This is a genomic window from Pseudomonas sp. GM79 (genome assembly GCF_000282495.1).
Lineage (GTDB): Bacteria > Pseudomonadota > Gammaproteobacteria > Pseudomonadales > Pseudomonadaceae > Aquipseudomonas.
Genome location: NZ_AKJE01000080.1, coordinates 41,188 through 66,813 on the forward strand (window position 1 = coordinate 41,188; position 25,626 = coordinate 66,813).

Consider the following 25,626-nt stretch of genomic DNA (forward strand, 5'->3'; position numbering starts at 1 on the left):
ATGGCCCGTGGGGTTAACAAAGTCATATTGGTCGGCACTTGCGGCCAGGATCCCGAAGTTCGCTACTTGCCTAACGGTAACGCCGTGACCAACCTGAGTCTGGCGACCAGCGAACAATGGACCGACAAGCAAACCGGTCAGAAGGTCGAGAAGACCGAATGGCACCGTGTTTCGATGTTCGGCAAGGTTGCCGAAATTGCCGGCGAATACCTGCGCAAAGGTTCGCAGGTGTACATCGAAGGCAAGCTGCAGACCCGCGAATGGGAGAAAGACGGTATCAAGCGTTACACCACTGAAATCGTGGTCGACATGCAAGGCACCATGCAACTGTTGGGCGGCCGTCCACAGCAGGGCGACCAACAAGGCGGGGGCAATAACTACCAGCAGTCCGCCCCGGCTCCACGCCAACAGGCTCCGCGTCCGCAGCAGTCGGCACCGCAACAGTCGCGTCCGGCTCCACAGCAGCAGCAGGCCGCTCCTCAGCCGGCTCCGGATTTCGACAGCTTTGATGACGATATCCCGTTCTAAAAAACAGTAAGTAATAAAAAAGCGAAGCCAGTGATCTGGCTTCGCTTTTTTGTGGGCGCTATTAACTGAATACAGCAGTCACATTGGCCCGTGCCGAGTGCAGTTTCTTGTAGCTGTCGATCAGTCGCAAGTGCCTGTCGAGCCCCTCCAGTTTCATGCTGGTCGGCGTCAAGCCATGGAAGCGCACGCTGCCGTCCACCGATCCGATTGCTGCATCCGTCCGCTCGTTGCCAAACATCCGGCGGAAATTGGCCTCGTAGTCTTCCAGTTCCAGGTCTTCGTCCAGCTTCATCTCCAGCACCACATTGACGGCCTGGTAGAACAAGCCACGCTCAACCGTGTTGTCGTTGTACTGAAGGAACATCTCCACCGCCTCTTTCGCCTCTTCGAATTGCTGCAAGGCGAGATAAATCAGCAGCTTCAACTCCAGGATCGTCAGCTGACCCCAAGCCGTATTGTCGTCGAATTCGATGCCGATCAAGGAGGTGATGTCGGTGTAGTCGTCCAGCTCACTTTCCACCAGGCGCTCAACCAGCGCTTTCAGTTCGTCTTCGTCCAGGCGATGCAGGTTCAGGATGTCGGTGCGGAAGAACAGCGCTTTGTTGGTGTTGTCCCAGATCAGATCGTCCGCGGGATAGATTTCCGAATAGTTCGGCACCAGGATGCGGCACGCCTTCGCGCCGATATGCTCGTAGACCGCCATGTACACTTCCTTGCCCATGCCTTCGAGAATGCCGAACAAGGTCGCGGCTTCCTCTGCGTTCGAGTTTTCACCCTGGCCGGAGAAGTCCCACTCAACGAACTCGTAATCCGATTTGGCACTGAAGAAGCGCCACGACACCACGCCGCTGGAGTCGATGAAGTGCTCGACGAAGTTATTCGGCTCGGTCACCGCATGCCCTTCAAACGTCGGCTGGGGCAAGTCGTTGAGGCCTTCGAAGCTGCGGCCCTGCAGCAATTCGGTCAGGCTGCGTTCCAGCGCCACTTCCAGGCTCGGATGCGCGCCGAACGAGGCGAACACACCGCCGGTACGCGGGTTCATCAACGTGACGCACATCACCGGGAATTCACCTCCCAGGGACGCATCCTTCACCAGCACGGGAAACCCTTGCGCTTCCAGCGCCTGAATACCGGCCAGTATCCCGGGGTACTTCGCCAGCACGTGGGCGGGCACATCCGGCAGGGCAAATTCGCCTTCGATGATTTCGCGTTTTACCGCACGTTCGAAGATCTCCGACAGGCACTGCACCTGGGCTTCGGCCAGCGTGTTACCGGCACTCATGCCGTTGCTCAGGAACAGGTTTTCAATCAGATTGGACGGGAAATACACCACCTCGCCATCCGACTGGCGCACGTACGGCAGCGAGCAGATGCCGCGCTCTTCATTGCCCGAGTTGGTATCGATCAGATGGGAACCACGCAGCTCGCCGTCGCGGTTGTAAATCTTCAGGCAGTACTCGTCGAGAATTTCAGTTGGCAGCTCATCTTTACGGCCAGGCATGAACCAGCGTTCGTCCGGGTAGTGCACAAACGCTGCGTTGGCGATGTCTTCGCCCCAGAACTGGTCGTTGTAGAAGAAGTTGCAGTTGAGTCGCTCGATAAACTCGCCCAACGCCGACGCCAACGCGCCTTCCTTGGTCGCACCCTTACCGTTGGTAAAGCACATCGGCGAGTGCGCATCGCGGATGTGCAGCGACCACACATTGGGCACGATATTGCGCCACGAGGCGATTTCAATCTTCATGCCCAGGTCCGCCAGAATGGCCGACATATTGGCGATGGTTTGCTCCAGCGGCAGATCCTTGCCTGCGATATAAGTGCTCGCCTCTGAACTGGACGCAGGCATTAGCAACGCCTGGGCATCGGCGTCGAGGTTTTCGACTTCTTCGATCACAAACTCAGGCCCGGCTTGCACCACTTTTTTTACGGTGCAACGGTCGATGGAACGCAGGATTCCCTGACGGTCCTTGTCGGAGATGTCCGCCGGCAACTCGACCTGGATCTTGAAAATCTGGTTGTAGCGGTTTTCCGGATCAACAATGTTGTTCTGCGACAGGCGGATGTTATCTGTGGGAATACTGCGAGTGTCGCAGTACAACTTCACGAAATAAGCCGCACACAACGCCGATGAAGCCAGAAAGTAATCGAACGGACCCGGTGCCGAGCCATCGCCCTTGTAGCGGATAGGTTGATCGGCCACCACCGTGAAGTCATCGAACTTGGCTTCAAGTCGAAGGTTGTCGAGAAAGTTGACCTTGATTTCCATGGGGGATTACCAGAATAACGGCTAAACGAATGGCCGCCATTATCCGGTATTTCAGCCGTAAGTCTTGCGGACATCGTACTTATGTCCACACCGGCGATGGATGGGTCAGTCGAGTATCAGGTGCGGCAAAAACCGGCTCGAATCCTTGGTGATCAAACTGTTGTCTTCCCGCACGCCGATACCGGCCGCTTGATCGCCGATAACCCAGGAACCCACCAGCGTAAAGCTGTCGCCAAACTTCGGCAGCGGGGCGAACTCCTGAAGGATAAATGGTGCGTCGGTGTAGGGCCCGTCCTCTTTCACGATCAGACCGTCAGCGGTTTGCAGCTCAATGTTGGCGCCTTCCCGGGAGAAGAACGGTTTGCGCACCCAACCTTTAGGCACCGCTTTGCCTGGGTCGGTATCCAGGTGCGCCGCGAGCAGGTTCGGGTGATCTTTGTTGAACTCCCACAGCAACGGCAGGATGCCCTTGTTGGAGATGATTGATTTCCAGGCCGGCTCGAAAAACTGTGTATCGCTCTGGGCAATCGCTGCACCGAAGGGCTCGTGGAAGATGAACTCCCAGGCATGCAGCTTGAACAAATGAGGGATCCAGCGATCTTCGAGGTCGACGAAACGTCCATCGCTGGTGAGGCCAATGTCTTCGATATCGATGTGCCGCGATTCGATGCCGACCTTTTCCGCGATCAGGCGCAAGTAGTCGGTGGTGCCTTTGTCTTCGACCGAGTCTTTCATCGAGGCGAAATAGAAGGGGCGTTTGAGCTGCAGTTGGGCAAAGGCCTGATGCAGCTTGGTGTCGATGCTGTTGAACTGGTCGGCATGCTTGGGCAGCAAGCCGCGCTCGATGCATTGCTCCAACCAGCCCCATTGAAACGCCGCGGCCTCATACAGGCTGGTCGGCGTGTCGTAGTTGAGTTCCAGCAATTTGGCCGGCCCGCTGCCGTTGTAGGAGAAATCCATGCGTCCATACAGGTGCGGGTGGCCTTCGAGCCATGAAGTGCGAACCATGTCGAAGAATGGTGCGGGAATGCTCAGGCGCTCCAGCAATTCCTCGCTCTGAACCACGCGGGCCACCAGGTCCATGCACATCTCATGAATCTCGGTGGTCGGGTCTTCGAGATCGTTCTCGATCTGTTTGAGCGTGAACTGGTAATACGCGCTCTCGTCCCAATAGGGTTCGTCGTCAATGGTATGGAACAGAAAGCCGAGACTTTCGGCGGTCTGTTTCCAGTCATGACGCTCTGCGCAGAGGATCTTCTTCATGGTGCCCGTTCCTTAACTGCTCGATCGGCCAGCGCTGCTTGAACCGCCCCAACCGCTGCGGGCGCTGGCTTTGCTGCCGAAGCCGCCACGGGAGGTGGATGAGGCAACGGACATCGGCTTGCTGCCGGAACGGATTGAGTCGGCGTAGCTGCTGCTGCCATACCTCGCCTGATTGGACTTGGTAAAGGTTGAGCCTTTGGAAATCCGCTGGTTGAGCGTCGAGGAGCCATAGTTGCCGCGATCATCGCGGTAGCGGTAGACCGGCTCGGAGAAGTAGCTGTTGCGGTTGCTGCTCAGCATGTTGCCGATCAGCAGGCCGGTCAGCAGGCTGGTGCCGGAGAACCCGGAGCCTCCACTGTTCGCTTCCGAGGCTGGTAATTGAGCCTTGGCTGCGTCCACTTGGGATTGTGTTACCTCGCCATCGGCAGTCAGTTCGAAACCACCCAGCTTGGGGATGAACTTGCCGGCGGAATCCTGTTGGCACCAGTCGGCGACAAAGTCGGCATCGCAATCGGCCTGGTTGTCGTAGACCGGCGCGATGCGGCGGTGCTCGGCCATGGCGCTCATGTAGGCGTCAGAGCAGACGTCCACCGGGAGCTTTTCATCGGCGCACTGCTGAACGGACTGGAAGTTGTATTTCTTCTGCACCGGGTAGGTTTTTTCCGCTTGCCCGCAGCCTGATATGGCCATGGCGACCGACGCGGCCAGCGAGAGCTGAACGTACTTGCTTCGTTTCATCGGGATCTCCGTGGCGCAATCAGTTCTGGGAAGGGGTCATGCAGGCGGCGTTCAACATGCCGACGCTGATGGCCACTGCCGCGATATAGATACCCGCAGCGATTTCACCTTTTTTAATGCGTTCAGAGGCGCCTTTAAGCACCAGGCTGGTCACCAGAAACGCCAGCAGTTGTACGAAAGCGGCGATCACTGCCCAGACGACGAAATCCAGAATGCTGATCGAGTAGGCGATCACATTGCTGGCCGGAATGGCGAAACCGATGATGGCACCACCCAGTGCGATCGAGGCCGCAACGTTGCCAGAACGGATCAGTTCGAACTCTTTGTGCGGGGTGATTCGGGTGTAGATGAATTGGAACAGCGCGAACAATACGGCGGCACCGAGGATGTACAACACAAACCCGAGCACGGCGGCTTTGTTCAGGGAGATGGAGAGCGCTTCAAGCATGGACTTCTTCCTTATTTAAAAAGTGTTCAGGTCAGTGGTGTACAACGAAATGCCCAGCGAAGTGCTCAAGCTGATGGTGCCTTCGGCGTCTTCTTCGACGGAAAACAGCAGGAATTCCCGGCGATCGGTCAGGCCGGTTTCGCGGGCATACAGCATCGAACGGTGCTCGATGCTGTAGGACTCATCCGGGTTTTTCAGGTGTTCGCTCAGCGCCACCAGTTCTGTCTGGCCGTTCTCGGTGCCCCATTCGCGGGTGTATTCGACACCGTTGTGGGTGTAGGTCGGCAGGCCGATCAAGCTTTCAGGGCCGGCCAGTCGACGCAGCTCCGCTTCACTGTTGATGGTGATGTAGTTGAGGTAATTGAACAGGATCACCGACTCGACCTGTCCGGCAATGTCGCCGGTGGTGTGCACTTGCAACCAGTAGTCTTCGTCGTTCATGTAATAGCGCGACAGCCAGGTCGACTGCCCGAGATCAATGGTGCCGGCGCTCCAGACTTGCTGGGAGCCAGGGATGACCACATCGGTGTTGCCATCGAGCAACAATTTCAGGGTCGTGTCGAACATCACGCCTTTGCCCAATGCCAGGCCCAGCGGGCCGATGGCGGGCAGGGTTTCGTTGGCTGTCCATTTCGATTCCGTATTCGCTTTCGGGGCCTCAAGCCCCATCAACTGTTTAAACCATCCCATTGGTGATTTCCTTGAGGCGAGAGGAGGCGATGTAGAAGAGTTCGCCGCCCTCAACGCGAGTGGTGCCGGGCGGATTGATCCAAGGCTGTCGGGCGCCTTTGGCGCGGTAGCCGATAAGGGTCGCGTTGTGCTGTTCTTTCAGCTGTGCGTACAGATCGCCGAACGTGGCTTCAAAGGTCTCGGGCAGTTTCATCAGGTACTGGGTGGCACCTTGACCCACGCACAGCAATTCATTGATGACCGCGGATGAGCCCGGATCCTGGGAGGCGCGTACCAACATCTCGATGGCCATGCTTGAGGTGCATTCCAGGCTGGGCGCGTAGGCGCTGGCAAGGGCGGCGATTTCGCTTTCATTGAAGTGGGCGACCACATGGCCGACAGGGCCCAGTTGATTGACTGCCAGCACGGTGGCCAGGGTCAGGTCGTCTGAATGGGTTCGCACCAGCACGCGTTCGGCACCGGGAACACCGGCCCGCAGCAACAGCGCGGCAGAGGACAGGCTTTCGCCTTTGATAAAGTCCGCTTTGCCCGGCATGGGATTTTCTTCGAGGTCGCAATCGCAAATGACGATCAGGTTGTCATTGGAGGTTTCGTCCTGCAGCAATAATTCAATGACCCGCTCGCTGGACGCGCCTTCCCAGCCGATGAGTACGGTATGGCCGACCTTGCCGGTGAAATCGCCTTTGCCTTTCATGCCTTTTCTCCATACATCGATGACACTGCTGGTGGTTTTGCCGATGGCTGCCGTCAGCAGCGCAATGCCCCCGAGCATGACCCAGGTAGCCACGAAAATTCGTCCCGCGGCTGTCTGTGGCGCAAGATCGCCATAGCCGACGGTGAGCGTGGTGGTGAGATAGAAATAGATAAACGTGGCGGGAGCGGTGAGGTGTTGTTCGCCCAGAAGCACCAGGCCGATATAGGCCGTGCTTATGTGTATACCCAGCGCAATGGCCAGGCCTGCCCAGCCGAACCGATGGAAGAAGGACGAGGCGTACGTGCGCAATAAAAGGAAAATCGACATTACATCCCTGACTCCGTGGGGGCTCATTCCTGGCGACGTAATCGCTCTGGCGTCTGAGTGCTCAAATGCGGTTACCGGGTGGCATTAAACCTGCTGCGCGGCGTAGATAACAGTACCTTGGCTGCAATAAATCCGGCGATCGCACCAAAGATATGCCCTTCGAAGGACATGCCCTGGCGAGGAAGGAAGCCAAAAATCAGGCCGCCATAGAGCAGGACCACGACACTGGCTGTTATCAGGTTGCTCCAGCTCCTTTGGAACCAGGCGCGCGACAGGAGGTACGCCCACAGCCCGAATACCCATCCGCTGGCACCGATGTGAACGCCTGCAAAACCGAACAGCCAGACCAGCGAACCGCCCAGCAGAATAATGATAGCGCTGACGGCCATGAAGCGGCTGAGCCCGTCGACAATGACTAGGGTACCTAGGATCAAAAAGGCAATCAGGTTGGTGCTCACGTGCGCAAAGGACCCGTGCAAGAAAGGCGAGGTGATGATGCCGACCAGTCCCTGCCATGTTCTCGGGACCAGGCCGAAGGCAATAAGGCTGTAGCCGGTCGCCACATTGAGCAGTTGCAGCGCGACCATGAAGAGGGCCACACCCGCGATTGTCTTGAAACCCTTCAGGGCATCCATCCATGACCTCGAGTCGACAAAAAATATGGCAACGAATCCATGTGGGAGCGGGCTTGCTCGCGAAGGCGGTGTGTCAGGCAACATTGATGTCGACTGATACTCCCTCTTCGCGAGCAAGCCCGCTTCCACAGGTTATGCGCCAGGCATCAGGGCCGGTTACTCAGCAGATTTTTTCTTCAGGCGTTCCAGAATCGCATTGGCGCTGCCTTCGTTCGGCGTGATGCCGGCATCGCGCAGCTTGCGCTCCAGGTCGGTGCCGGTCGACGCATCGGCCAGTTGGTCCTGGGCTTCCAGTTCTGCGGCGCGTTGCTGCTGCTTGGCTTGCAGGCGGTTCAGCGTACCGACGGCGGTTTCCAGCTTGCCGTTGGCGCCGCCACTGGCGATCGAAGCACTGACCTGGGCTTTCTGTACGCTTTCACGCGCCTTGGCCATGTCCACTTGCTGACGCAGGCTTTTGATGCGGCTTTCGGCCTTGGTGATGTCTTTGCGCATGTTGTCCGCGTAACCGCCGAATTCGGTGGCCTGCTTTTGCTCGACATCCAGTTCGTTGGTCAGGGTCGAAATGGCTTCTGCCACTTCCAGTGCCAGGTCTTCGCGGTTGGCCTGGATCGCGGCCAGAGCCTTGGATTCCAGATCCTTGATCTTGGCGTTGTACTCGCTGACGCGATCAGCCGACAGTTTGTGCTTGGCCATGATGGTGACCAGCTCACGCTTGGCGTTGGCCAGCGCGCTGTCAGCATCGCGAATTTCCTGGTCGAGGATGCGCAGGGCCTGTTGGTCGACGATCGATTCGCCGACTTCGTTGGCACCGCCACGCAGCGCGGTGAACAATTTGCTCCAGATGGACTGAGTCATTGGATATTTCCTGTTCCCGAAAAATTAGATGAAGAAACGTTCAAAGGCTTCGCTGGCGCGCTGGACGTTGTCGACGAGGGTTTTGACCTCGGTCACGACGTTGGTCAGGCTGGAGTCGGAGCTGAGTGCGCCGAACATGTTGTAAACGATCTGCCCGTTGGGCATGGACTCGATACCGATCGAGGACAGCGGGAACATTTCCCGGCTGCGCAGAACGGCATCGTTGAATGCCGGTACGTCGTTGATGGACTCGACATCGACCAGAACGGTATCGACAATGATCTGATCGCCAACCACTGCGATGTAAATCGGCAAGCCACCGAAATCGTTCATTTCCAGCTTGATGCTGGACTCGGCGCCTTGAACCAGGGAGAGGGTGATGTCGTTCGCAACCACTTCGTCGAGGGCCTGAAGGGCGCTGTAGAGGCGATCGATGTTCCAGTTATTACCTGCGCTCATGTAATTCTCCGACATGAATGAGCCAGCCAGAATCGGTTGGCGTAGCTGTTTCTCCATCTGCTTGAGCAGGCTTCGATTTTCGGGAAGCACCCAAGTCTCGTGTTTCACATAACCGGCGGCACCCAGGCCCGCGCGCATTTGCTTCATATAGAAACTAGATGGTTTTTTCGCGGACGGTTTCGAGCGCTCTCCCTTTTGGCTCGCTGAATCGGTCACAGATCCGGTAGGCGGATCTGATGGAGAGCTGCTTTTCATGATGCTGACCTCGTTGTGAAAAATCTCACGCGTGAGAAACACTACAGGCAATTTTTACGGCCATCAATAGCTCACGCGTGAGATTTTTCGGACTGTTGCACACGTGTATGACAATAGAAGGTTATGTGGGAGCGGGCTTGCTCGCGAAGGCGGCGAGACAGTCAACATTGATGTTGCCTGATACACCGCTTTCGCGAGCAAGCCCGCTCCCACAGGTTTCTCACTTAACCAACCAGGAAGTCGTCAGTGGACACCACGCTCGCATAGGCAAAACCCAGGGCCGACATGAAGGCGGCGTGAACGTGGGCGGCCGGGACGGTGACGCCGTTGAATTCCAGGTCTCGGGTGGCACAGGCGTCGTGAATCACCGTGACGGTATAGCCCAGGTCGGCCGCGGCGCGGGTGATGCCGTCGATGCACATGTGGCTCATGCTGCCGACGATTACCAGGTGTTCGATGCCTTGCTGGTCGAGGATGGCTTCCAGTTCGGTTTCGCGGAACGAGTTGACGAAATGTTTAAGCACGACCGTCTCGTCTGTGCGGTTGAGAACTTTAGGGTGCAACTTCGCGCCGTCGGAGCCCGGAGTGAAGAACGGCGCGGCGTCGGAGGTGAATTCGTGGCGGATATGCACCACCGGATCACCGGCCTCGCGAAACGCCTGAATCATCCGTGCGGCGTTGTCTGCTGCGGCGTCGGCGCCGACCAAAGGCCACTTGCCCTGGGGGAAGTAGTCGTTCTGGATATCGACTACGATGAGTGCTTGCTTGGCCATGAGTGTTTCCTCGAAGTGTTTGTTGGGTGTGAATCAAGTATTAGGTTTTGCTGGCCGCCCGAGGATTGGCCGCACCGACAATAGAAGGGGGAAAACTGACAATGGGTGCAGAAAGGACAGTCGCCGAACTGGGCGTGCTGATCTATCCCGGTGCGCAGATGGCGGCGGTGCATGGGCTGACGGACCTGTTCGGCGTGGCCAACCGGATCGCCGCCGAGCATCAGTCGGCGCAGCTGCCGTTGCTGCGGGTCAGTCATTGGCAGGTCGAGGGTGATCAAGTGCCCGAGCGGGTCTATGACACTGATCCCGGCCCGGCCGGCGCATTGGTTGCCGTGTTGATTCCGCCCTCGATCGGAGGTTTTTCCGAGGGGCAGGCGCCCCAAGGGCTGATTCGCTGGCTTCGTCAGCAACATGCCAACGGTGCAACCCTCGGCGGGGTCTGCGTGGGTTCTATTCTGTTGGCTGAAAGTGGCTTGCTCGATGGCCGTAGCGCGACTACCCACTGGACCTCGGCCAAGGCTTTCGCCGAGCGTTACCCGGCGATCAAGCTCAAGGCTGACACGCCGATTGTCGACGATGGTGACCTGATCACCACTGCCGGGTTGATGGCCTGGTCAGAGCTGGGATTACGATTGGTGAACCGCTTGCTCGGGCCGAGCATCGCCACCGGCACAGCGCGGTTTCTGGTGGTGGAACACAGCGACAGTGCGAGCGAGTGCGGCAGTAATTTTTCACCGATTCTCAACCATGGCGATGCGTCGATTCTCAAGGTCCAGCATTGGCTGCAAAGCACCGGGGCGAGCGATGTCTCATTGGCGGCAATGGCCGAGCGGGCGGGGCTGGAAGAGCGCACTTTCCTGCGGCGATTCCGTGCGGCAACCGGGTTGAAACCCACCGAGTACTGCCAACACCTGCGGGTTGGCAAGGCGCGGGAAATGCTTGAATTCACCAACGGCACCATTGATCACATTGCCTGGACCGTGGGTTACCAGGACCCGAGTGCGTTTCGGGCAACGTTCAAGAAGATTACCGGGCTGGCGCCGAGCGATTACCGGGCGCGGTTTGGTGTATCTGCGACCGCAGCCATGGCTCGGTAGCGAGTATCACCACAGAACTCATGTGGGAGCGGGCTTGCTCGCGAAAGCGGTCCATCAGTCGACATTGATGCTGACTGACCCACCGCCTTCGCGAGCAAGCCCGCTCCCACATTGGGTCTGTGCCAGACTTTGAGTCGTGCAAAATGCCGGGAGTATTGAAAGGTGTCGTGCAGAATAAAACAGGCCTTGTGCTATCGCATATTTCACAAACGGCTGATTTGAAACCCGTTTCTCTCCAGTCGCCGTTGGCCTGATCTCTGCACCTCCTTCAGCTACATTCATCAAGCGCAAATTGAAGGGGAACGCATGACCCCAACAAACCGCAAGAAACTGGTGCTCGCCCATTCGGTGCGCCCCGATGCCCCGCTGCACGAAGTCGAAACCAACCGCGCGCTGGCCCGTTGGCTGGCGAAGGTCGTCGGGCTCGAATACGGCGGCAGTTATGACGTGGAGCTGCACAGCGGTCGTGACGTTTATCTGTTGCCGACCCAGACGCTGGTGGGCGTTGCTGCCGCCCGGCAGCTGGGCGTCAAAGGCCCGGAGGATTTGTGGGGCGGTTACGTCGACCACGCTTTCATCTGTACCAAAGCCATCAGCCATGGGTTGTTGAACCGCTATGCGTTCGCGCCCGAAGGCTGGTCGTCGTTGTTTTCCGAACGGGTACGCGGTGTTGTGCTCGATGGCCTCAGCGTGTTCTCCCTGGACGATGCTCGCCCGGCAGCGGAGCACCTGCTCTACAGCGGTCCGATCCGCATGAAGCCGATTCATGCCTGCGCCGGGCGCGGTCAGGAAGTGATCAAAAGCCTCGACCAGTTCGACGCCATCCTCGCTCGCCCCGATGCCAAAACATTGTTCACCGAAGGTGTGGTGCTGGAACAAGACTTGACCGAGGTGGTCACCCATAGCGTCGGTCAGAGTTTTATTGGCGACAAAGTGCTGAGTTATTGCGGTGATCAATACTTGACCGAAGACGGTCAGGGCGAGCAGGTTTATGGCGGGTCCAATCTGTTGGTGGTCCAGGGTTATTACGAGGACCTGCTGGCGCTGGAGCTCCCGGACGACACGAGGCTGGCGATCCAGCAAGCGCAGGTATTCGACAGCGCGGCCGATGAAGCCTACCCCGGTTTCTATGCCTCGCGGCGCAACTACGACATCGCCCAGGGGCTGGATTGCGATGGCAAACAACGCAGCGGCGTGCTCGAACAGTCCTGGCGCCTGGGCGGTGCCAGCAGTGCTGAAGTCGCGGCGCTGCAGAGCTTCGTCAACAACCCCGGCTTGCGCGCGATTCGCGTGTCGTCGGTCGAAACCTATACCGATCAACCTCTGCCGGCCAACGCCATTGAGGTCTACCGGGGGCCTGCGCAACACAGTGACTTTCTTCTCAAGTACGTAACGGTCAAATCCTATGACGGCTAGAAGCGAAACCATTGCGATCGACATCGACGATGAACAGATGAGCGGAACCTTCCTCAGCCCCAAATCGAAAGTCCCGGGTGTGCTTTTCGTACACGGCTGGGGCGGTAGTCAGGAGCGCGACCTGGCGCGCGCCAAAGGCATCGCCGGGTTGGGTTGCGTGTGCCTGACATTCGACTTGCGCGGCCACACCGGCGGGACCGGTATTCCGTTGTCCCGGGTCACCCGCGAAGACAACCTGCGTGACCTGCTGGCGGCCTACGATCGACTGCTCGCCCATCCGGCGCTCGACACGTCTGCGATCGCCGTGGTCGGCACCAGTTATGGTGGTTATCTGGCGGCGATCCTGACGTCCTTGCGCCCGGTGCGCTGGCTGGCGCTGCGGGTGCCAGCGTTGTATCGCGACGACTTTTGGCACACACCCAAGCGTGAACTGGACAAGCTCGATCTGCGCGATTACCGCAGCACGCGGGTCAGCGCCGACAGCAATCGCGCACTGCATGCCTGCTCGCAATTTACCGGGGATGTGTTGCTGGTGGAGTCCGAGACCGACGCCTATGTGCCCCACGCGACCATCATGAGTTACCGCGCGGCGTGTCAGCAGACCCACTCGCTGACTCACCGGATTATCGACGGCGCCGATCACGCCTTGAGCGAGCCGGTCTCACAACAGGCGTACACCTCAATCCTGGTGGGCTGGATCACGGAAATGGTGGTGGGTGAGCGGTTGAGCATTATTCAGTCGAGTTGAGATTTGTGGTGTTCTTGCGATCATTCGCGAGCAAGCCCGCTCCCACATTGATCGCGTTCAGGCAGGCAGTGCGGATCAAATGTGGGAGCGGGCTTGCTCGCGAAAGCGGCATCCGTTTCAACCAATCTCTCAAGAAGGTTTCTTCTGGATCCGCAACGACCTGGCCTTGGCTTCCACCACCAGGTACATCACCACGGTAATCAGCAGCGGCAGCAGGAAATAGATCGCCCGATAAGCAAGCAACCCCGCCACCAGGCTTCCCCGCGAGACCTCGTGCTGCAACAGCGCCACGAACACCGCCTCCAGCACGCCAAGCCCGGCCGGAATGTGGGTGATGACCCCGGCAATGGCGCTGATCAGCAACACGCCAAGCACCAGCGGATAGTCCAGTTTGCTCGGCAACAGGGTGAAGATCACCGCCGCCATCAGTGACCAGTTCAGCGCGCCGAGGGCCAGTTGCAGAATCGCCATGTGCAGCGACGGCAGGTTGATTTCCACGCCACGAATCGACCATTCCCGTCGCCTGGAAAACCGGCAGGCCGCCAGATAACCCGCGCTCAGCAGCAGCAATAACACGCCCACGCCTTGCAGGGCGTCGCTGCTCAGTTTCCAGCCTGGCGGCATTCGCACCAGTCCGCTGCTGAACACCGTGCCGGCAATCACCATGTAGCCGAACCAGTTGGTCGCCAGGCTCAGCCCGAGGATTTTCGCGATGTTGCTTTTGCTTACGCCGAGCCGCGAATACAGCCGATAACGCATGGCAACCCCGCCGACCCAGGCGCTCAGGTTAAGGTTGAAGGCATAGCTGATGATCCCCACCGGCAGGATCTGTCGCCAGGTCAGCTCCTGTCGGATGTAAGTGCGGCCGATCAGGTCGAAACAGGCGTACACCAGAAAACTCAGCAACGTCAGTCCGGACGCGATAGTCAGTGTGCGCACTTTGAAATCGGCGAGGGTATCGAACACTTCGCCCCATTCGATGCGTTGGGCGAGCATTGTGAACAGTACGATCAGCGCCAGAAAAAACAGCATCGTCAGAGGCTTTTTCCAGCGGTGCCAGTGGGATTTTCGCGGCGTGTCGGAGTGAGGGGCAGGCCGCGCATCAGAATGGCTCATGCCTTATCGCTCCCGGTCGGATGAATGAAGGGTTTGAGGCGCGGTTTATGCGCCGGCAGCCAACCGGCCCATGCCGGGAAATGCTGCAGGAAGTGAAACACCAGAAAACCGATGGTCATGTGCCAGACCCGTCCGCGCGGCGCCTTGTCCGCCGACATGACCTTGCAGTGGTTGCTGCTCAATTCGTCGAGACGCTCGAACAGGTCGCGGTTGAAGGCTCGGTCGCGGATCAACACGTTGGCCTCCAGGTTCAGGGCCAGGCTCAGCGGGTCGAGGTTGCTTGAGCCGACGGTGCTCCAGTCCTCGTCGACCAGGGCGACTTTGCCATGCAGGGGACGGTCGCAGTATTCGTAAATCGCTACTCCGGCTCGCAGCAGATAATCGTAGGTCATGCGCGCGGCGAGTCTGGCCACCCGCAAATCCGGCTGGCCCTGAAGAATCAGGCGCACCTCGACCCCTCGGCGCGCCGCGTTGCGGATCTCCCGCAGCAGCCGATAGCCTGGAAAGAAGTAGGCGTTGGCGATTACCACGCGACGTCGGGCACTGCGCACGACCTGCAAGTACACCTCTTCGATATCGCCCGGGTGTTCGCCATTGTCGCGATACACCAGTCGCACCTGACCATCATGATCGCTGACCGCCAGTTCTGCGCGCCTCTGTCTGCGGCGTTGCCACCAGTATTTGGCCCGGGCCGGGCGACCGCTTTGCAGCAAGGCGAAATGATGAATATCGGCCACCGCCGGGCCTTGCACTTCAACCGAATAATCCTGTTTGGCTTCAGGGCCGAAGTCGGCCAAATGGTCGGCGGAAAAATTGATTCCGCCGAGGAACGCAATCGTGCCGTCGACCACCACAATCTTGCGGTGCATGCGGCGGAACCAGTTGGTGCGGATGCCGAAGTGACGCGGCGCGGGGTCGAATATTTGCAGGCGCACACCTGCATTGCTCAGCGCCGCAAGGTACTCCGTGCTCAGTTCGCCGCAGCCAAAACCGTCGAGGTTGACGGTGATACGCACCCCGCGTTGAGCCGCTTCAATCAGGATTTTCTGCAGTTCATTGCCGACCTTGTCCTCGAACACAATGAAGGTCTCCAGCAGGATTTCACTCTGGGCCTGGCGCAGCGCTTCAAACACCCGTGGAAAGTATTCCTCACCGTTCTCCAGCAATTGGACCCGGTTGTTACCGTGCCAACCGTATACGACGTTAACAACCGCCGGCTCACGTACGGGCGGCGGTGTGGAAACGTGTTCGATCGTGGTTTTTTCCATCAATGGGCCGGTCATAGCTCGATCTCCACCGATAGCGGTGCATGGTCGGAAAGGTGTGACCAGGGCCGGGCCGCCAGTACTTGCGGATGGCTGGCTTTGAGGTTGCGCACATAGATGCGGTCCAGGCGCAACGCAGGCAAACGCGCCGGGAAACTACGCGCCGGTTTGCCATGCAACTCGGCAAAGACTTCACGCAAGCCGCAGGGCTTGAGCAGCGCATCAGCGCGCAGGCGCCAATCGTTGAAGTCGCCGGCGACCACCACCGGGGCATCTTCCGGCAACTCTTCCATACGTTGGATCAGCAGCCTGAGTTGTGCCTTGCGATGACTTTCGCGAAGCCCCAGATGGACGCAAATGGCATGCACTTCCCGACCATCGCCGGGCATCCGCAGCACGCAATGCAGGATTCCACGGTTTTCATGGCCGCTGATGGAAACGTCGAGGTTGTCGTGGCGAATGATCTGGAACTTCGACAACAGCGCATTGCCGTGATCGCCTGCCGGATAGACCGCGTTGCGCCCATAGGCAAATTGCGGCCACAGGGTATCGGCAAGAAATTCGTACTGTGGCATCGCCGGCCAATTGAGGTAGCGCTGTGGATGATGTTCGTGGGTGCCATGGACCTCCTGCAAAAACACCACGTCGGCGGACACACTGCGCACCGCCTCGCGTAACTCGGGCAGGATGAAGCGCCGGTTGAGCGCGGTGAAACCCTTGTGGGTGTTGACCGTCAGCACGGTAAAACGGCTCACGGCGCTGATAATTGGCTGCTGTTCATCCGTCGTGCCGACTGGTTCGGGAATGCTCATGGCAGCACTCCTTCGGCAACCGGCTCACCGGGTGCGGTGGCAAGGTCTTTGTCGAGATGCAAACGCTCAAGCAGGCGGCGGGCATCGAAGGGCGCGCGGACTTTGATGTCGTTATCGAAATAGCAGAATATTTCCCGGGCTCTGCGTGTCTTGGGTTTTTGCCGAGGCGCAATCAATTGCGGATCTGCCGGTTGCTGTCCGTGATACCAGGCCTCGATCCGGTCGCCCCAGCGTTTCAGCGCTTGGGGGGTATAACCGCTGGCGTAGAGTTCTTCGGCACCGTGCAGGCGCAGGTAGACGAAATCACTGGTGAGGTCTTCGCGATACGGCCATTTGCCGGCGGTGTCAGCAATGACCAGCGCGGTGTTGTAGCGTTTGAGCAGACGGACGAAAGCGGGATCGACAAAGCTTTCGTGGCGAATTTCCACGGCATGGCGCAGCGGTTTTTTGCCGTAAGCCTTCATGCTGGCGTGACCGTTCAGGCGTGGCTCATGCTGGCGGGCGAGGGCGGCGGCCTGTTCCGTGTCGTGGGGTAATTGTTCGAGAAAGCTTTCGAACAATTCCGGGTCGAATTTAAAGTTGGGTGGGAATTGCCAGAGGATCGGGCCGAGTTTTTCCTTGAGTTCCAGTACCCCGGAGGCAAAGAAATTCGCCAGTGGCTTATGAATGTCCCGCAGGCGCTTGATGTGGGTGATAAAACGCGGCGCCTTGACGCTGAACACGAAGCCCGCCGGGGTTTCGGCGTACCACTGGGCATAACGTTCGGGCCGTTGCAGGGCGTAAAACGATCCATTGATTTCGATGCTGTTCACTGCCCGTGAAGCGAATTGCAATTCGCGCTTCTGGGTCAGCCCCTTCGGGTAGAACTCCCCCCGCCAAGGCGTGTAGCGCCAGCCTGAAATACCAATATGAATCGCCGCCATATCGCCTCCCGTCCTCGGACAGCCCTGTCTTTTGATGACTGTCGGGCGGGCGAGAAAGTTTCGACGGGGCTACGGACGGTAAAAGTTAGACAAAACACCCCAAATCAAATGTGGGAGCGGGCTTGCTCGCGAAAGCGGTGTGTCAGTCACATCAATGCTGGATGTGCCGCAGCTTTCGCGAGCAAGCCCGCTCCCACAGGGTCCGTCAGTGACTGGCGACGATACGTTGTGAACCCTCAGCCGGTTCGACATACACCGGACCCAACCGGTCAAGACGCCCACTCCAGGCGGTCAGTGCCAGAGCGACCAATACCACCAGGCCGCCGATCCACGCGGTATGAATCAGACCCATGTGCGCCACGATCAAACCACCGCCCCACGCCCCACCGGCAATGCCGAGGTTGAACGCCGCAATGTTCAGGCCCGAAGCCACGTCCACCGCATTCGGGGTGTGATGTTCGGCCTGACGCACCACATACACTTGCAGGCCCGGCACGTTGCCGAAAGCAACGGCGCCCCAAACCAGCACGGTGGCCAGGGCCAGCCATGGATTGCCGGCAGTGAACGTCAGCACGAACAGCACGGCGGCGAGCAGGGCGAAGATGAATTTCAGGGCACTGATCGGGCCGTGTTTGTCCGCCAGTTTGCCGCCCCAGATGTTGCCGACGGCCACCGAGATGCCGTACACCAGCAGCACCAGGCTGACAGTGCTGGCGCCGAAGCCGGAAATGTCCTGAAGAATCGGCGCCAGAAAGGTGAAGGCAATGAATGAGCCGCCATAACCGACCGCCGTCATGGCATACACCAGCAGCAGGCGCGGCTGCTTGAGCACCTGCAATTGCTGCAACAGCGAAGCCGGTTTGCTGTGGGCGATGTTTTTCGGCACGTAGAGCAGGCTGCCGATGAAGGCGATCACACCCAATGCAGACACGGCAAGGAAGGTTTCACGCCAGCCGAAATGCTGACCGATAAACGTCCCCAATGGCACGCCGGTGACCAGCGCCACGGTCAGGCCGGTGAACATGATGGCAATCGCGCTGGCGGCTTTTTCCTTCGGCACCAGGCTGGTGGCGATGATCGAGCCAATCGAGAAAAATACCCCGTGAGCCAGGCCCGTGACGATCCGCGCAATGATCAGCGACTCGTAGCTCGGCGCTTTCCAGGCCAGCAAGTTGCCGAGGGTGAACAGCACCATCAACGACAACAACAGCAATTTGCGTGGGACTTTGCCGGTAAGGGCGGTCAGCACCGGCGCGCCGATGGCCACGCCAAGTGCATAAAGGCTGACCAGCAGGCCGGCGGACGGCAGGCTGACACCGAGGTCGGCGCCGATAGTAGGTAACAGGCCAACGATGACGAACTCCGTCGTCCCGATGGCGAAAGCGCTGAGGGTCAGCGCGAGCAAGGCAATGGGCATGGCTGCAACTCCGGTGGATTGATTGATGGAGCGCAGTGTCGGGGTTGGGGGCGTGGGGAAAAATACAGGGATGGGCATTTGATATTTGCGTGGAGGTCAAAAATCTCGTGGGCTAGCAACACCTATGGCAAGGGGGGCTTGTCCTAATGCCAGTCAGTTAAGGCGCAGAACCTGTGGGAGCGTGGCTTGCCCGCGAAGAACGATGACGCGTAATTCCTGAAAAAACGCGGTGCATTCTTCGCGAGCAAGCCCGCTCCCACATTTGTTCTGTGTCGGAGCACGGTTTTGTGATCGACACACATCCCCTGTGGGAGCGGGCTTGCTCGCGAAGGCGCCAGACCAGACGCCATCAATGCCGGATCAGTTTGCTACGCACCTCGCCACTGGCCTGCTGATCCAGCTCCAGCCAGAACTGCTGCTTGCCGGCGATCTCGGCGGCGGCCGGTATGCCGTCGCGATACACCAGTCGATTACTCGCCAGCGCCGGCACTTTCGCGCCTGGCAACAGGGTGCCGGCGAGGTTCAGCGGATCCACCCCACACACCGCGATCAGACTTCCATCGTGAGGTCGCCGCCTGACTTCGCGCAGCAATGGAATCGCCTCGGGCAGCGCAAATTGTTCCCCCGCCAGGCCACTGACAAACCGCCCGCCACGAATCTCGCCCCGGGCCTCAAGCCGATGGAACGTGCGCAACAATTCCCGCCAACTTGGCAACCAGTCCGCCTCACGCTCCAGCAGGCGCCAGAACACCACGCCGTAACGGCGCAGCAAGGTCATGGCGATGTGTTCCAGGGTTTCGCTGGGTGTGGGCGCGGGTCGTTGCTTATCCACAATCGGCGCGACAGCACCGCGGCGCAGCAACGCCCAACGTCCGGCATCGTCCATCCCGCCGGAAAACGCTCCGCGTCCGTGTCGGCTGCTGCGATTCTGGCGTTTGCTGGCCGGGGTAATCAGCGCCCGCAGGCCGGCGAAGCTGTCGGCGTTTATCAGCCCGGCACCGACCAGTTCCTGCAAGGCGATTTCCAGTTCCGAGCGCAGCAGATGGGCTTCATGAATCAGCTCATCGAAAAACAGTGCGCCGTGCTGGCTGAGCGCTTCATGGACTTTTTGTGTTTTGGGCGACAGTTCGCTGACCGGCGTCTGTTCGGTCAAGCCGCTCCACAATCCAACCTGGCTGCGCGGCAGCAATAGAATCGGCGTGCTGCGCAATGCGGTGCTGGCGCTCTTGTTGCGCGCGGTCAGACGGGTCCAGACCAGTTTTCCGCTGCGGCATAACTCATCCAGCCAGCTCGCCGAATAGTCTTTGAGCCGCGCCGGCAGAATGTCGCTGTCCCACGCCGAAGCGGCGGCGGGGTAGCCTTCGAACTGGCTGATGATCGCCGGCAACACCGCGCGGCCCTGGCCTTGGCTCGCGGCGGAAAGATGCTGCCAGTCGAACAGAAAACGCATGAAATCCTGCAACGCCACCGGCTCGATTTCCCGTCGCAGCCGTTTGACCGTGTAGCGATGAATCCGCGCCAGCAGATGCCGTTCGCACCATTCTTCATCAGGGGCGCCTGGGGTGAATTGCCCGCGCAGTACATAGCCTTCGCGCTCCAGTTGTGCCAAAGCCTGAGTGACTCGAGTCGCCGGTAATTCAAGCGGTTCGGCAATCGCTTTGAGCGGCAGCGGAGCAAACGCGCTGAGCCGCGCGCGGATCACTTCCAGCACTGCTTCGTCCGGCTCCCAGGTTTCATCGAAACCGGGCAACGCCTCTAACGGTGGAACCAATGTGGCCTGTGGATAAATCGCCCGCAGGCAGGTCAGTCGCTCCAGCGCCAGCCACAGCGATTGCTCGGCGTTGATCTGCAAACGGCTGGCGCGGCCACTGTCGGCCAGGGTGTTCAGCCAATCGAGCCAATTCGGGTTGGCCTGAGCCTCGGTCTCGGTAATGCACGCCAGGCTCATCAGCGCTTCATGCATTTCATCAACGCTGGTTGGCGTAGGCCAGGCTTCATCACGCACCGCAGTGATCGCGTCGGCGTCCAGCGCACCGAGATCATCGGTGGATTGCGGATCACTCCAGCGGCGGTTGAGCACTGCCTGAGTGCGGCGCTCTTCCAGCGGCGCATCATCGAGGAAGGTGTAGGGGCGGGCGCTGAGGATTTCCGCCGCCAGTGGCGAGGGCGCCGGCAGGTCGCGGCTGATCAGGCGAATGTCGCCCTGTTCCATGCGCCGCAGCAATGCCAGCCAGCCTTCGCTGTCCATGGCTTCGTGCAGGCAATCGTCGAGGGTTTGTTCCACCAGTGGATGGTCGGGAATCTCGCGCTCGCCGGCGAGGTTTTCCACGCAGGCGATCTGATCGGGAAACACGCTGGCGATCAAATCTTCGCTTTTCATCCGCTGGATCTGCGGCGGTACTTTGCGTCCGCCGCTGTAACGCGGCAGCGCCAAAGCGACCCCGGCGTTCCAGCGCCAGCGTACGCCGAACAATGGGGCCTCGAGTACCGCCTGAATCAGGATGTGCTCGGCGCTGTTGCTGTGCAGATAACGCCAGACGTCCTCCAACTCGAAGCTGTGACCGGTGGACAGCGACAGCACGATGGCGTCCTCGCTGGCGGCGGCCTGCAATTCGAAGTTGAACGTGCGGCAGAAACGCTTGCGCAGGGCCAGGCCCCAGGCACGGTTGATGCGGCTGCCGAACGGCGAATGGATGATCAGCTGAGTACCGCCGGACTCGTCGAAAAACCGCTCCATCAGCAGCGTGTCTTGCGATGGTAGGGCGCCGAGGGTCAGTCGCGCCCGGGCCAGGTAATCTACCAGTTGTTCGGCACTGGCGAGGTTCAGACCGAGGGTGTCGGTCAACCAGTCGAGGGCCGGCTGCAAGTTGCCGGGTGTGGCGCCGAGTCGTTCATCGAGTTGTGCTTGCAGGCGGGCCACGGCGAACGACAGTTCATCACTGCGACCCGGTGCTTCACCGAGCCAGAACGGAATGGTTGGCGGCTGGCCCTGAGCGTCTTCGACCCGGACCTTGCCGGTTTCGACCCGCAGGATTCGATACGACGTATTGCCCAACTGAAAGATATCCCCGGCGATACTTTCCACCGCGAAGTCTTCGTTGACGCTGCCGATGTTCAGCCCTTGAGGCCCCAGCAAAACGCTGTAGTCGGCGTTGTCCGGAATCGTCCCGCCGCTGGTCACGGCGGTCAGTTTGGCGCCTCGACGGCCGCGCAGGGTGCGGCTCACGGCGTCCCGGTGCAGGTAAGCGCTGCGAACACCCAGGCGCCCGTTGTAGCCCTCGGCGAGCATCTGCAGCAGTGCCTGATAGTGCTTTTCGTCGAGCGCGGCGTAAGGCGAGGCTTTTCGCAGCATTTCCAGCAACGCCTGTTCCTGCCATTCCTGGCAGCTGACCTCGGCGATGATCTGCTGGGCCAGCACGTCCAGCGGTGCTTCGGGGATCAGCAGCGTGTCGAGTTCGCCACGGCGCACGCAATCGAGCAGGGCGGCGCATTCGATCAGGTCGTCGCGGGTGGTGGCAAACAATCGGCCCTTGGGCGTGCCGCCGACCTGGTGCCCGGAGCGGCCGACCCGTTGCAGAAAACCGGCAATCGAGCGTGGCGAAGCGATCTGGCACACCAGGTCGACGTCACCGATATCGATCCCCAATTCCAGCGAAGCGGTAGCGATCAGCACTTGCAGCTCGCCGCGCTTGAGCCGTTGCTCGGCGTCCAGGCGAAACTCCTTGGCCAGGCTGCCATGGTGGGCGGCAACGGCCTCCTTGCCGAGGCGTTCGCTCAAATGTCGACTCAGGCGTTCGGCCAGACGCCGGGTGTTGACGAAAATCAGCGTGGTCCGGTGTTCACGGGCGAGGGCGGCGAGTCGGTCATAGACCAGTTCCCAGATGTCGTTGGCCATTACCGCCGACAACGGCACGGGCGGCACCTCTATATCGAGATCCCGTGGACGGGCGTGGCCGATGTCGATGATTTCGCAGTCGCGATCACGGCCAACCAAAAAGCGCGAGACCGCTTCGATGGGTTTTTGCGTGGCGGACAAGCCGATACGCACCAGCGGTTGCGAGCAGAGCGCTTGCAAACGCTCCAGGCTCAGGGCCAGGTGACTGCCACGCTTGCTGGCGGCAATGGCGTGGATTTCGTCGACGATCACCGTGTGGGTGGTGCCGAGCATTTGCCGGCCGGAGTCGGAGCCGAGCAGCACATAGAGGGATTCCGGGGTGGTCACCAGAATGTGCGGCGCGGTTTTGCGCATGGCCGAGCGCTCTTTTTGCGGCGTATCGCCGGTGCGCACGGCGGTGCTGATCGGCACGTCGGGCAGGCCCATCACGCGCAACTGTTCGGTGATGCCGGCCAGCGGGTTTTGCAGGTTGATCCGGATGTCGTTGGACAGGGCCTTGAGCGGCGAAACGTAGACCACCAGGGTTTCGTCGGGCAGGCCGTCCGGGCTCTCCAGACCACGATGGACCAGATCGTCGAGCACGGCCAGAAACGCGGTGAGGGTTTTGCCGGAGCCGGTGGGCGCGGCGATCAGGGTCGAGCGGCGCTGGCGGATCAACGGCCACGCCCGGGCCTGTGCGGCGGTGGCCGTTGCGAAGGTATTGCTGAACCAGGCGCTGACGGCGGGGTGAAAGCCCGCCAGAGCAGCGTCCGTGGGGATGGGCAGATTCATGGAGTAATTTATGCGGGTGGGGGCGGGAAGTTGCAAGTACCGCTAAAGTCCTCTGTCGGCTTTTAGGGCCCCTTCGCGAGCAAGCCCGCTCCCACAGTTGAACAGTGTCGGTCACAAAATGTGAGTACACAGGAGATCCAAAGTGGGAGCGAGCTTGCTCGCGAAGGGGCCAGCAGGGTCAACCCAATCCGACGGAACTACACTTTACGGATGACGGTTGCGCACTAAACCCGCAAAATGCAACGATTCCGGCAATTATTGAGGACATCGCCTGCGGGCGCTGTCGATAAAGCCATCGTTCCAATCAGACTGGGCCTGCTGACTCTATGCGAATGCGCCTTATGTTACTGGGCGGCGGAAATGCCCTTGGGCAGGCGCTGATTCGCCTCGGTGCGGAGGAAGACATCGGTTTCCTCGCCCCCCGCCCACCACAAGACGGCTGGGACGCCGCGAGCCTGACGCAACTGCTCGACGATACCCGTCCGGATGCGTTGATCAATCTCGCCTACTATTTTGACTGGTTCCAGGCGGAGACCGTCAGCGAACAGCGTCTGGCCGGGCAGGAGCGAGCCATCGAACGGCTGGCCGAGCTGTGCCAGCATCACAACATTGTGCTGCTGCAACCGTCGAGTTATCGCGTGTTCGATGGCTCCCGGGCGACCGCCTACAGCGAAAAAGACGAACCGGTACCGCTGGGTCTGCGCGGTCAGGCCTTGTGGCGAATCGAGCAAAGCGTGCGCGCCACCTGTCCGCAGCATGTGTTGCTGCGTTTCGGCTGGCTGCTCGATGACAGCCCCGATGGCACCCTCGGGCGGTTCCTGGCCCGGGCCGAGAAAGCTGAAGAACTGTTGATGGCCGATGACCGTCGCGGTAATCCGACGCCGGTGGACGATGCTGCCCGGGTGATCATTTCGGTGCTCAAGCAACTCGATTGCGCGGCGCCGCTGTGGGGCACTTACCACTACGCCGGGCATGAGGCGACCACGCCGCTGGCACTGGGGCAGGCGATTCTTACCGAAGCGCGCGCCCTGCACCCGTTGGCCATCGAAGCGCCGACCGCCCAGGCTCACGCCGCGCGGCCCGACGCCGCCGAAGAACCGCAACACGCGGTGCTGGCCTGCAAGAAAATTCTGCACACTTTCGGGATCAAGCCCCGCGCCTGGCGCGCGGCACTCCCGGGCTTACTGGATAGGTTTTATCGTCATGGCTGAAGGCCCTGTTTTAATCACCGGCGGTGCCGGTTTCATCGGTTCGCACCTGACCGATGCCTTGCTCGCCAAAGGTCACTCGGTGCGTATTCTCGATGACCTCTCCACCGGCAAACGCAGCAACCTGCCGCTGGACAATCCCCTCGTCGAACTGATCGTGGGCGACGTCGCCGATGCTGCACTGGTGGCGCAGGCGATGGTCGGTTGCAGCGCGGTGGCGCACCTGGCCGCGGTGGCCTCGGTGCAAGCTTCGGTGGATGACCCGGTCAAAACGCATCAGAGCAATTTCATCGGTTCGCTGAATGTCTGCGAAGCCATGCGTCAAACCGGCGTCAAACGGGTGCTGTTCGCGTCCAGCGCGGCGGTCTACGGCAATAATGGCGAAGGCGAGTCGATCGACGAAGACACGCCCAAGGCACCGTTGACCCCGTACGCCGCGGACAAATTGGCGAGCGAGCATTACTTCGATTTCTATCGTCGCCAGCACAGTCTGGAGCCGGTGATTTTCCGCTTCTTCAATATCTTCGGCCCGCGCCAGGATCCGTCCTCGCCATATTCCGGGGTGATCAGCATATTCAGCGAGCGCGCGCAGAAAGGCTTGCCAATCACCGTGTTTGGCGATGGCGAACAGACTCGGGATTTTGTCTATGTCGAGGACCTGGTGGGCGTGTTGGTGCAAGCCATCGAGAAACCGCAGGTCGAAGTCGGCGCGGTGAATGTCGGCTGGAATCAGGCTACGACCCTTAAGCAAATGCTTGAAGCCCTTGAAGCTGTGGTCGGCGAGCTGCCGCCCGTGAGCTACGGCCCGGCGCGTTCCGGTGACATCCGCCATTCACGGGCGAACAACCGGCGTTTGCTGGAGCGGTTTACCTACCCGCAGCAGACACCGATGAGTGTCGGCCTGGCACGGTTGTTGGGGCACTGAGGTTTTACACAGCCATGAAAAAGGCGCCTTTGACGGCGCCTTTTTTGTGGCCGATGCAGTTCCCTGTGGCGAGGGAGCTTGCTCCCGTTCGAGTGCGCAGCG

The 25,626-nt window shown here is 59.8% G+C and carries 22 protein-coding genes; 6 read left to right on the plus strand and 16 right to left on the minus strand.

All coding sequences use genetic code 11. From position 1 onward, the window contains the following. Entirely contained in the window at window positions 1-528 is a 528-nt protein-coding gene (locus PMI36_RS08270; RefSeq protein ID WP_008073892.1) for a single-stranded DNA-binding protein, read from the plus strand. Window positions 529-589: 61 nt separating this feature from the next. Here the strand turns inward: PMI36_RS08270 and PMI36_RS08265 are convergent, their stop codons facing one another. The 10 genes from PMI36_RS08265 to PMI36_RS08220 all read right to left on the minus strand — a co-directional run bounded on the left by PMI36_RS08265 (window position 590) and on the right by PMI36_RS08220 (window position 9,931). Next, window positions 590-2,794, minus strand: a complete 2,205-nt coding sequence (locus PMI36_RS08265) for an OsmC domain/YcaO domain-containing protein (protein WP_008073894.1) — start codon at window positions 2,792-2,794, stop codon at window positions 590-592. 105 nt (window positions 2,795-2,899) lie between these two features. Continuing rightward, complete coding sequence (locus PMI36_RS08260) at window positions 2,900-4,057, minus strand: glutathionylspermidine synthase family protein (RefSeq protein WP_008073896.1); 1,158 nt, start codon at window positions 4,055-4,057, stop codon at window positions 2,900-2,902. A gap of 12 nt (window positions 4,058-4,069) precedes the next feature. Further along, window positions 4,070-4,795 (minus strand): DUF1190 domain-containing protein, encoded by a 726-nt coding sequence (locus PMI36_RS08255; RefSeq protein WP_007896804.1) that lies wholly within the window; start codon window positions 4,793-4,795, stop codon window positions 4,070-4,072. Window positions 4,796-4,814: 19 nt separating this feature from the next. Beyond that, a complete protein-coding gene (locus PMI36_RS08250; protein ID WP_008073898.1) occupies window positions 4,815-5,243 on the minus strand; it encodes a DUF350 domain-containing protein in 429 nt (142 codons plus the stop codon). Window positions 5,244-5,258: 15 nt separating this feature from the next. After that, window positions 5,259-5,933: a DUF2491 family protein gene (locus tag PMI36_RS08245; RefSeq protein WP_008073900.1), complete on the minus strand. Its 675-nt coding sequence runs from the start codon at window positions 5,931-5,933 to the stop codon at window positions 5,259-5,261. Next, the gene (locus PMI36_RS08240) at window positions 5,920-6,954 is read right to left on the minus strand and encodes an ion channel (RefSeq protein WP_008073902.1); all 1,035 of its coding nucleotides are present in this window, start codon (window positions 6,952-6,954) and stop codon (window positions 5,920-5,922) included. The genes PMI36_RS08245 and PMI36_RS08240 overlap by 14 nt, the downstream gene beginning before the upstream one ends. Before the next feature lie 71 nt (window positions 6,955-7,025). Then, window positions 7,026-7,589, minus strand: coding sequence for a rhomboid family intramembrane serine protease (locus PMI36_RS08235; protein ID WP_008073904.1), 564 nt, complete (start codon window positions 7,587-7,589; stop codon window positions 7,026-7,028). Between the two features lie 156 nt (window positions 7,590-7,745). Beyond that, complete coding sequence (locus PMI36_RS08230) at window positions 7,746-8,444, minus strand: PspA/IM30 family protein (protein WP_008073905.1); 699 nt, start codon at window positions 8,442-8,444, stop codon at window positions 7,746-7,748. 24 nt (window positions 8,445-8,468) lie between these two features. After that, window positions 8,469-9,050, minus strand: a complete 582-nt coding sequence (locus PMI36_RS08225; protein WP_032830562.1) for a YjfI family protein — start codon at window positions 9,048-9,050, stop codon at window positions 8,469-8,471. A 332-nt stretch (window positions 9,051-9,382) separates the two neighbouring features. Next, entirely contained in the window at window positions 9,383-9,931 is a 549-nt protein-coding gene (locus tag PMI36_RS08220) for a cysteine hydrolase family protein (protein WP_008073908.1), read from the minus strand. A gap of 101 nt (window positions 9,932-10,032) precedes the next feature. Between PMI36_RS08220 and PMI36_RS08215 the strand changes: the two genes are divergently transcribed. The 3 genes from PMI36_RS08215 to PMI36_RS08205 all read left to right on the plus strand — a co-directional run bounded on the left by PMI36_RS08215 (window position 10,033) and on the right by PMI36_RS08205 (window position 13,192). Beyond that, window positions 10,033-11,028: a GlxA family transcriptional regulator gene (locus PMI36_RS08215; protein WP_008073910.1), complete on the plus strand. Its 996-nt coding sequence runs from the start codon at window positions 10,033-10,035 to the stop codon at window positions 11,026-11,028. Between the two features lie 306 nt (window positions 11,029-11,334). After that, window positions 11,335-12,444 (plus strand): DUF3182 family protein, encoded by a 1,110-nt coding sequence (locus tag PMI36_RS08210; protein ID WP_008073912.1) that lies wholly within the window; start codon window positions 11,335-11,337, stop codon window positions 12,442-12,444. Beyond that, window positions 12,434-13,192, plus strand: a complete 759-nt coding sequence (locus PMI36_RS08205; protein WP_008073914.1) for an alpha/beta hydrolase family protein — start codon at window positions 12,434-12,436, stop codon at window positions 13,190-13,192. The genes PMI36_RS08210 and PMI36_RS08205 overlap by 11 nt, the downstream gene beginning before the upstream one ends. Window positions 13,193-13,321: 129 nt before the next feature. Here PMI36_RS08205 and PMI36_RS08200 read toward each other — a convergent pair whose 3' ends face one another. From PMI36_RS08200 to PMI36_RS08175, 6 genes are all read right to left on the minus strand, one after another. Continuing rightward, window positions 13,322-14,308 (minus strand): lysylphosphatidylglycerol synthase domain-containing protein, encoded by a 987-nt coding sequence (locus PMI36_RS08200; protein WP_008073916.1) that lies wholly within the window; start codon window positions 14,306-14,308, stop codon window positions 13,322-13,324. Next, window positions 14,305-15,591 (minus strand): cardiolipin synthase ClsB, encoded by a 1,287-nt coding sequence (gene clsB / locus PMI36_RS08195; RefSeq protein WP_008073918.1) that lies wholly within the window; start codon window positions 15,589-15,591, stop codon window positions 14,305-14,307. The genes PMI36_RS08200 and clsB overlap by 4 nt, the downstream gene beginning before the upstream one ends. After that, on the minus strand, window positions 15,588-16,385 hold the full coding sequence (locus tag PMI36_RS08190; RefSeq protein ID WP_008073920.1) for an endonuclease/exonuclease/phosphatase family protein: 798 nt from the start codon (window positions 16,383-16,385) through the stop codon (window positions 15,588-15,590). The genes clsB and PMI36_RS08190 overlap by 4 nt, the downstream gene beginning before the upstream one ends. Further along, window positions 16,382-17,308, minus strand: a complete 927-nt coding sequence (locus tag PMI36_RS08185; RefSeq protein WP_008073923.1) for a DUF72 domain-containing protein — start codon at window positions 17,306-17,308, stop codon at window positions 16,382-16,384. Before PMI36_RS08185 ends, PMI36_RS08190 begins: the two co-directional genes overlap by 4 nt. Window positions 17,309-17,513: 205 nt before the next feature. Beyond that, the gene (locus PMI36_RS08180) at window positions 17,514-18,725 is read right to left on the minus strand and encodes an MFS transporter (RefSeq protein ID WP_008073924.1); all 1,212 of its coding nucleotides are present in this window, start codon (window positions 18,723-18,725) and stop codon (window positions 17,514-17,516) included. A 349-nt stretch (window positions 18,726-19,074) separates the two neighbouring features. Then, window positions 19,075-23,391, minus strand: a complete 4,317-nt coding sequence (locus PMI36_RS08175) for a DEAD/DEAH box helicase (protein WP_008073926.1) — start codon at window positions 23,389-23,391, stop codon at window positions 19,075-19,077. A gap of 326 nt (window positions 23,392-23,717) precedes the next feature. Between PMI36_RS08175 and PMI36_RS08170 the strand changes: the two genes are divergently transcribed. Together PMI36_RS08170 and PMI36_RS08165 are read left to right on the plus strand one after the other, a co-directional pair. After that, window positions 23,718-24,602 carry a sugar nucleotide-binding protein gene (locus PMI36_RS08170; protein WP_032830563.1) on the plus strand — a complete coding sequence of 295 codons (885 nt, stop codon included), beginning with the start codon at window positions 23,718-23,720 and terminating at the stop codon, window positions 24,600-24,602. Further along, a complete protein-coding gene (locus tag PMI36_RS08165) occupies window positions 24,595-25,524 on the plus strand; it encodes an NAD-dependent epimerase/dehydratase family protein (RefSeq protein ID WP_008073930.1) in 930 nt (309 codons plus the stop codon). Before PMI36_RS08170 ends, PMI36_RS08165 begins: the two co-directional genes overlap by 8 nt. Window positions 25,525-25,626 lie beyond the last annotated feature (102 nt).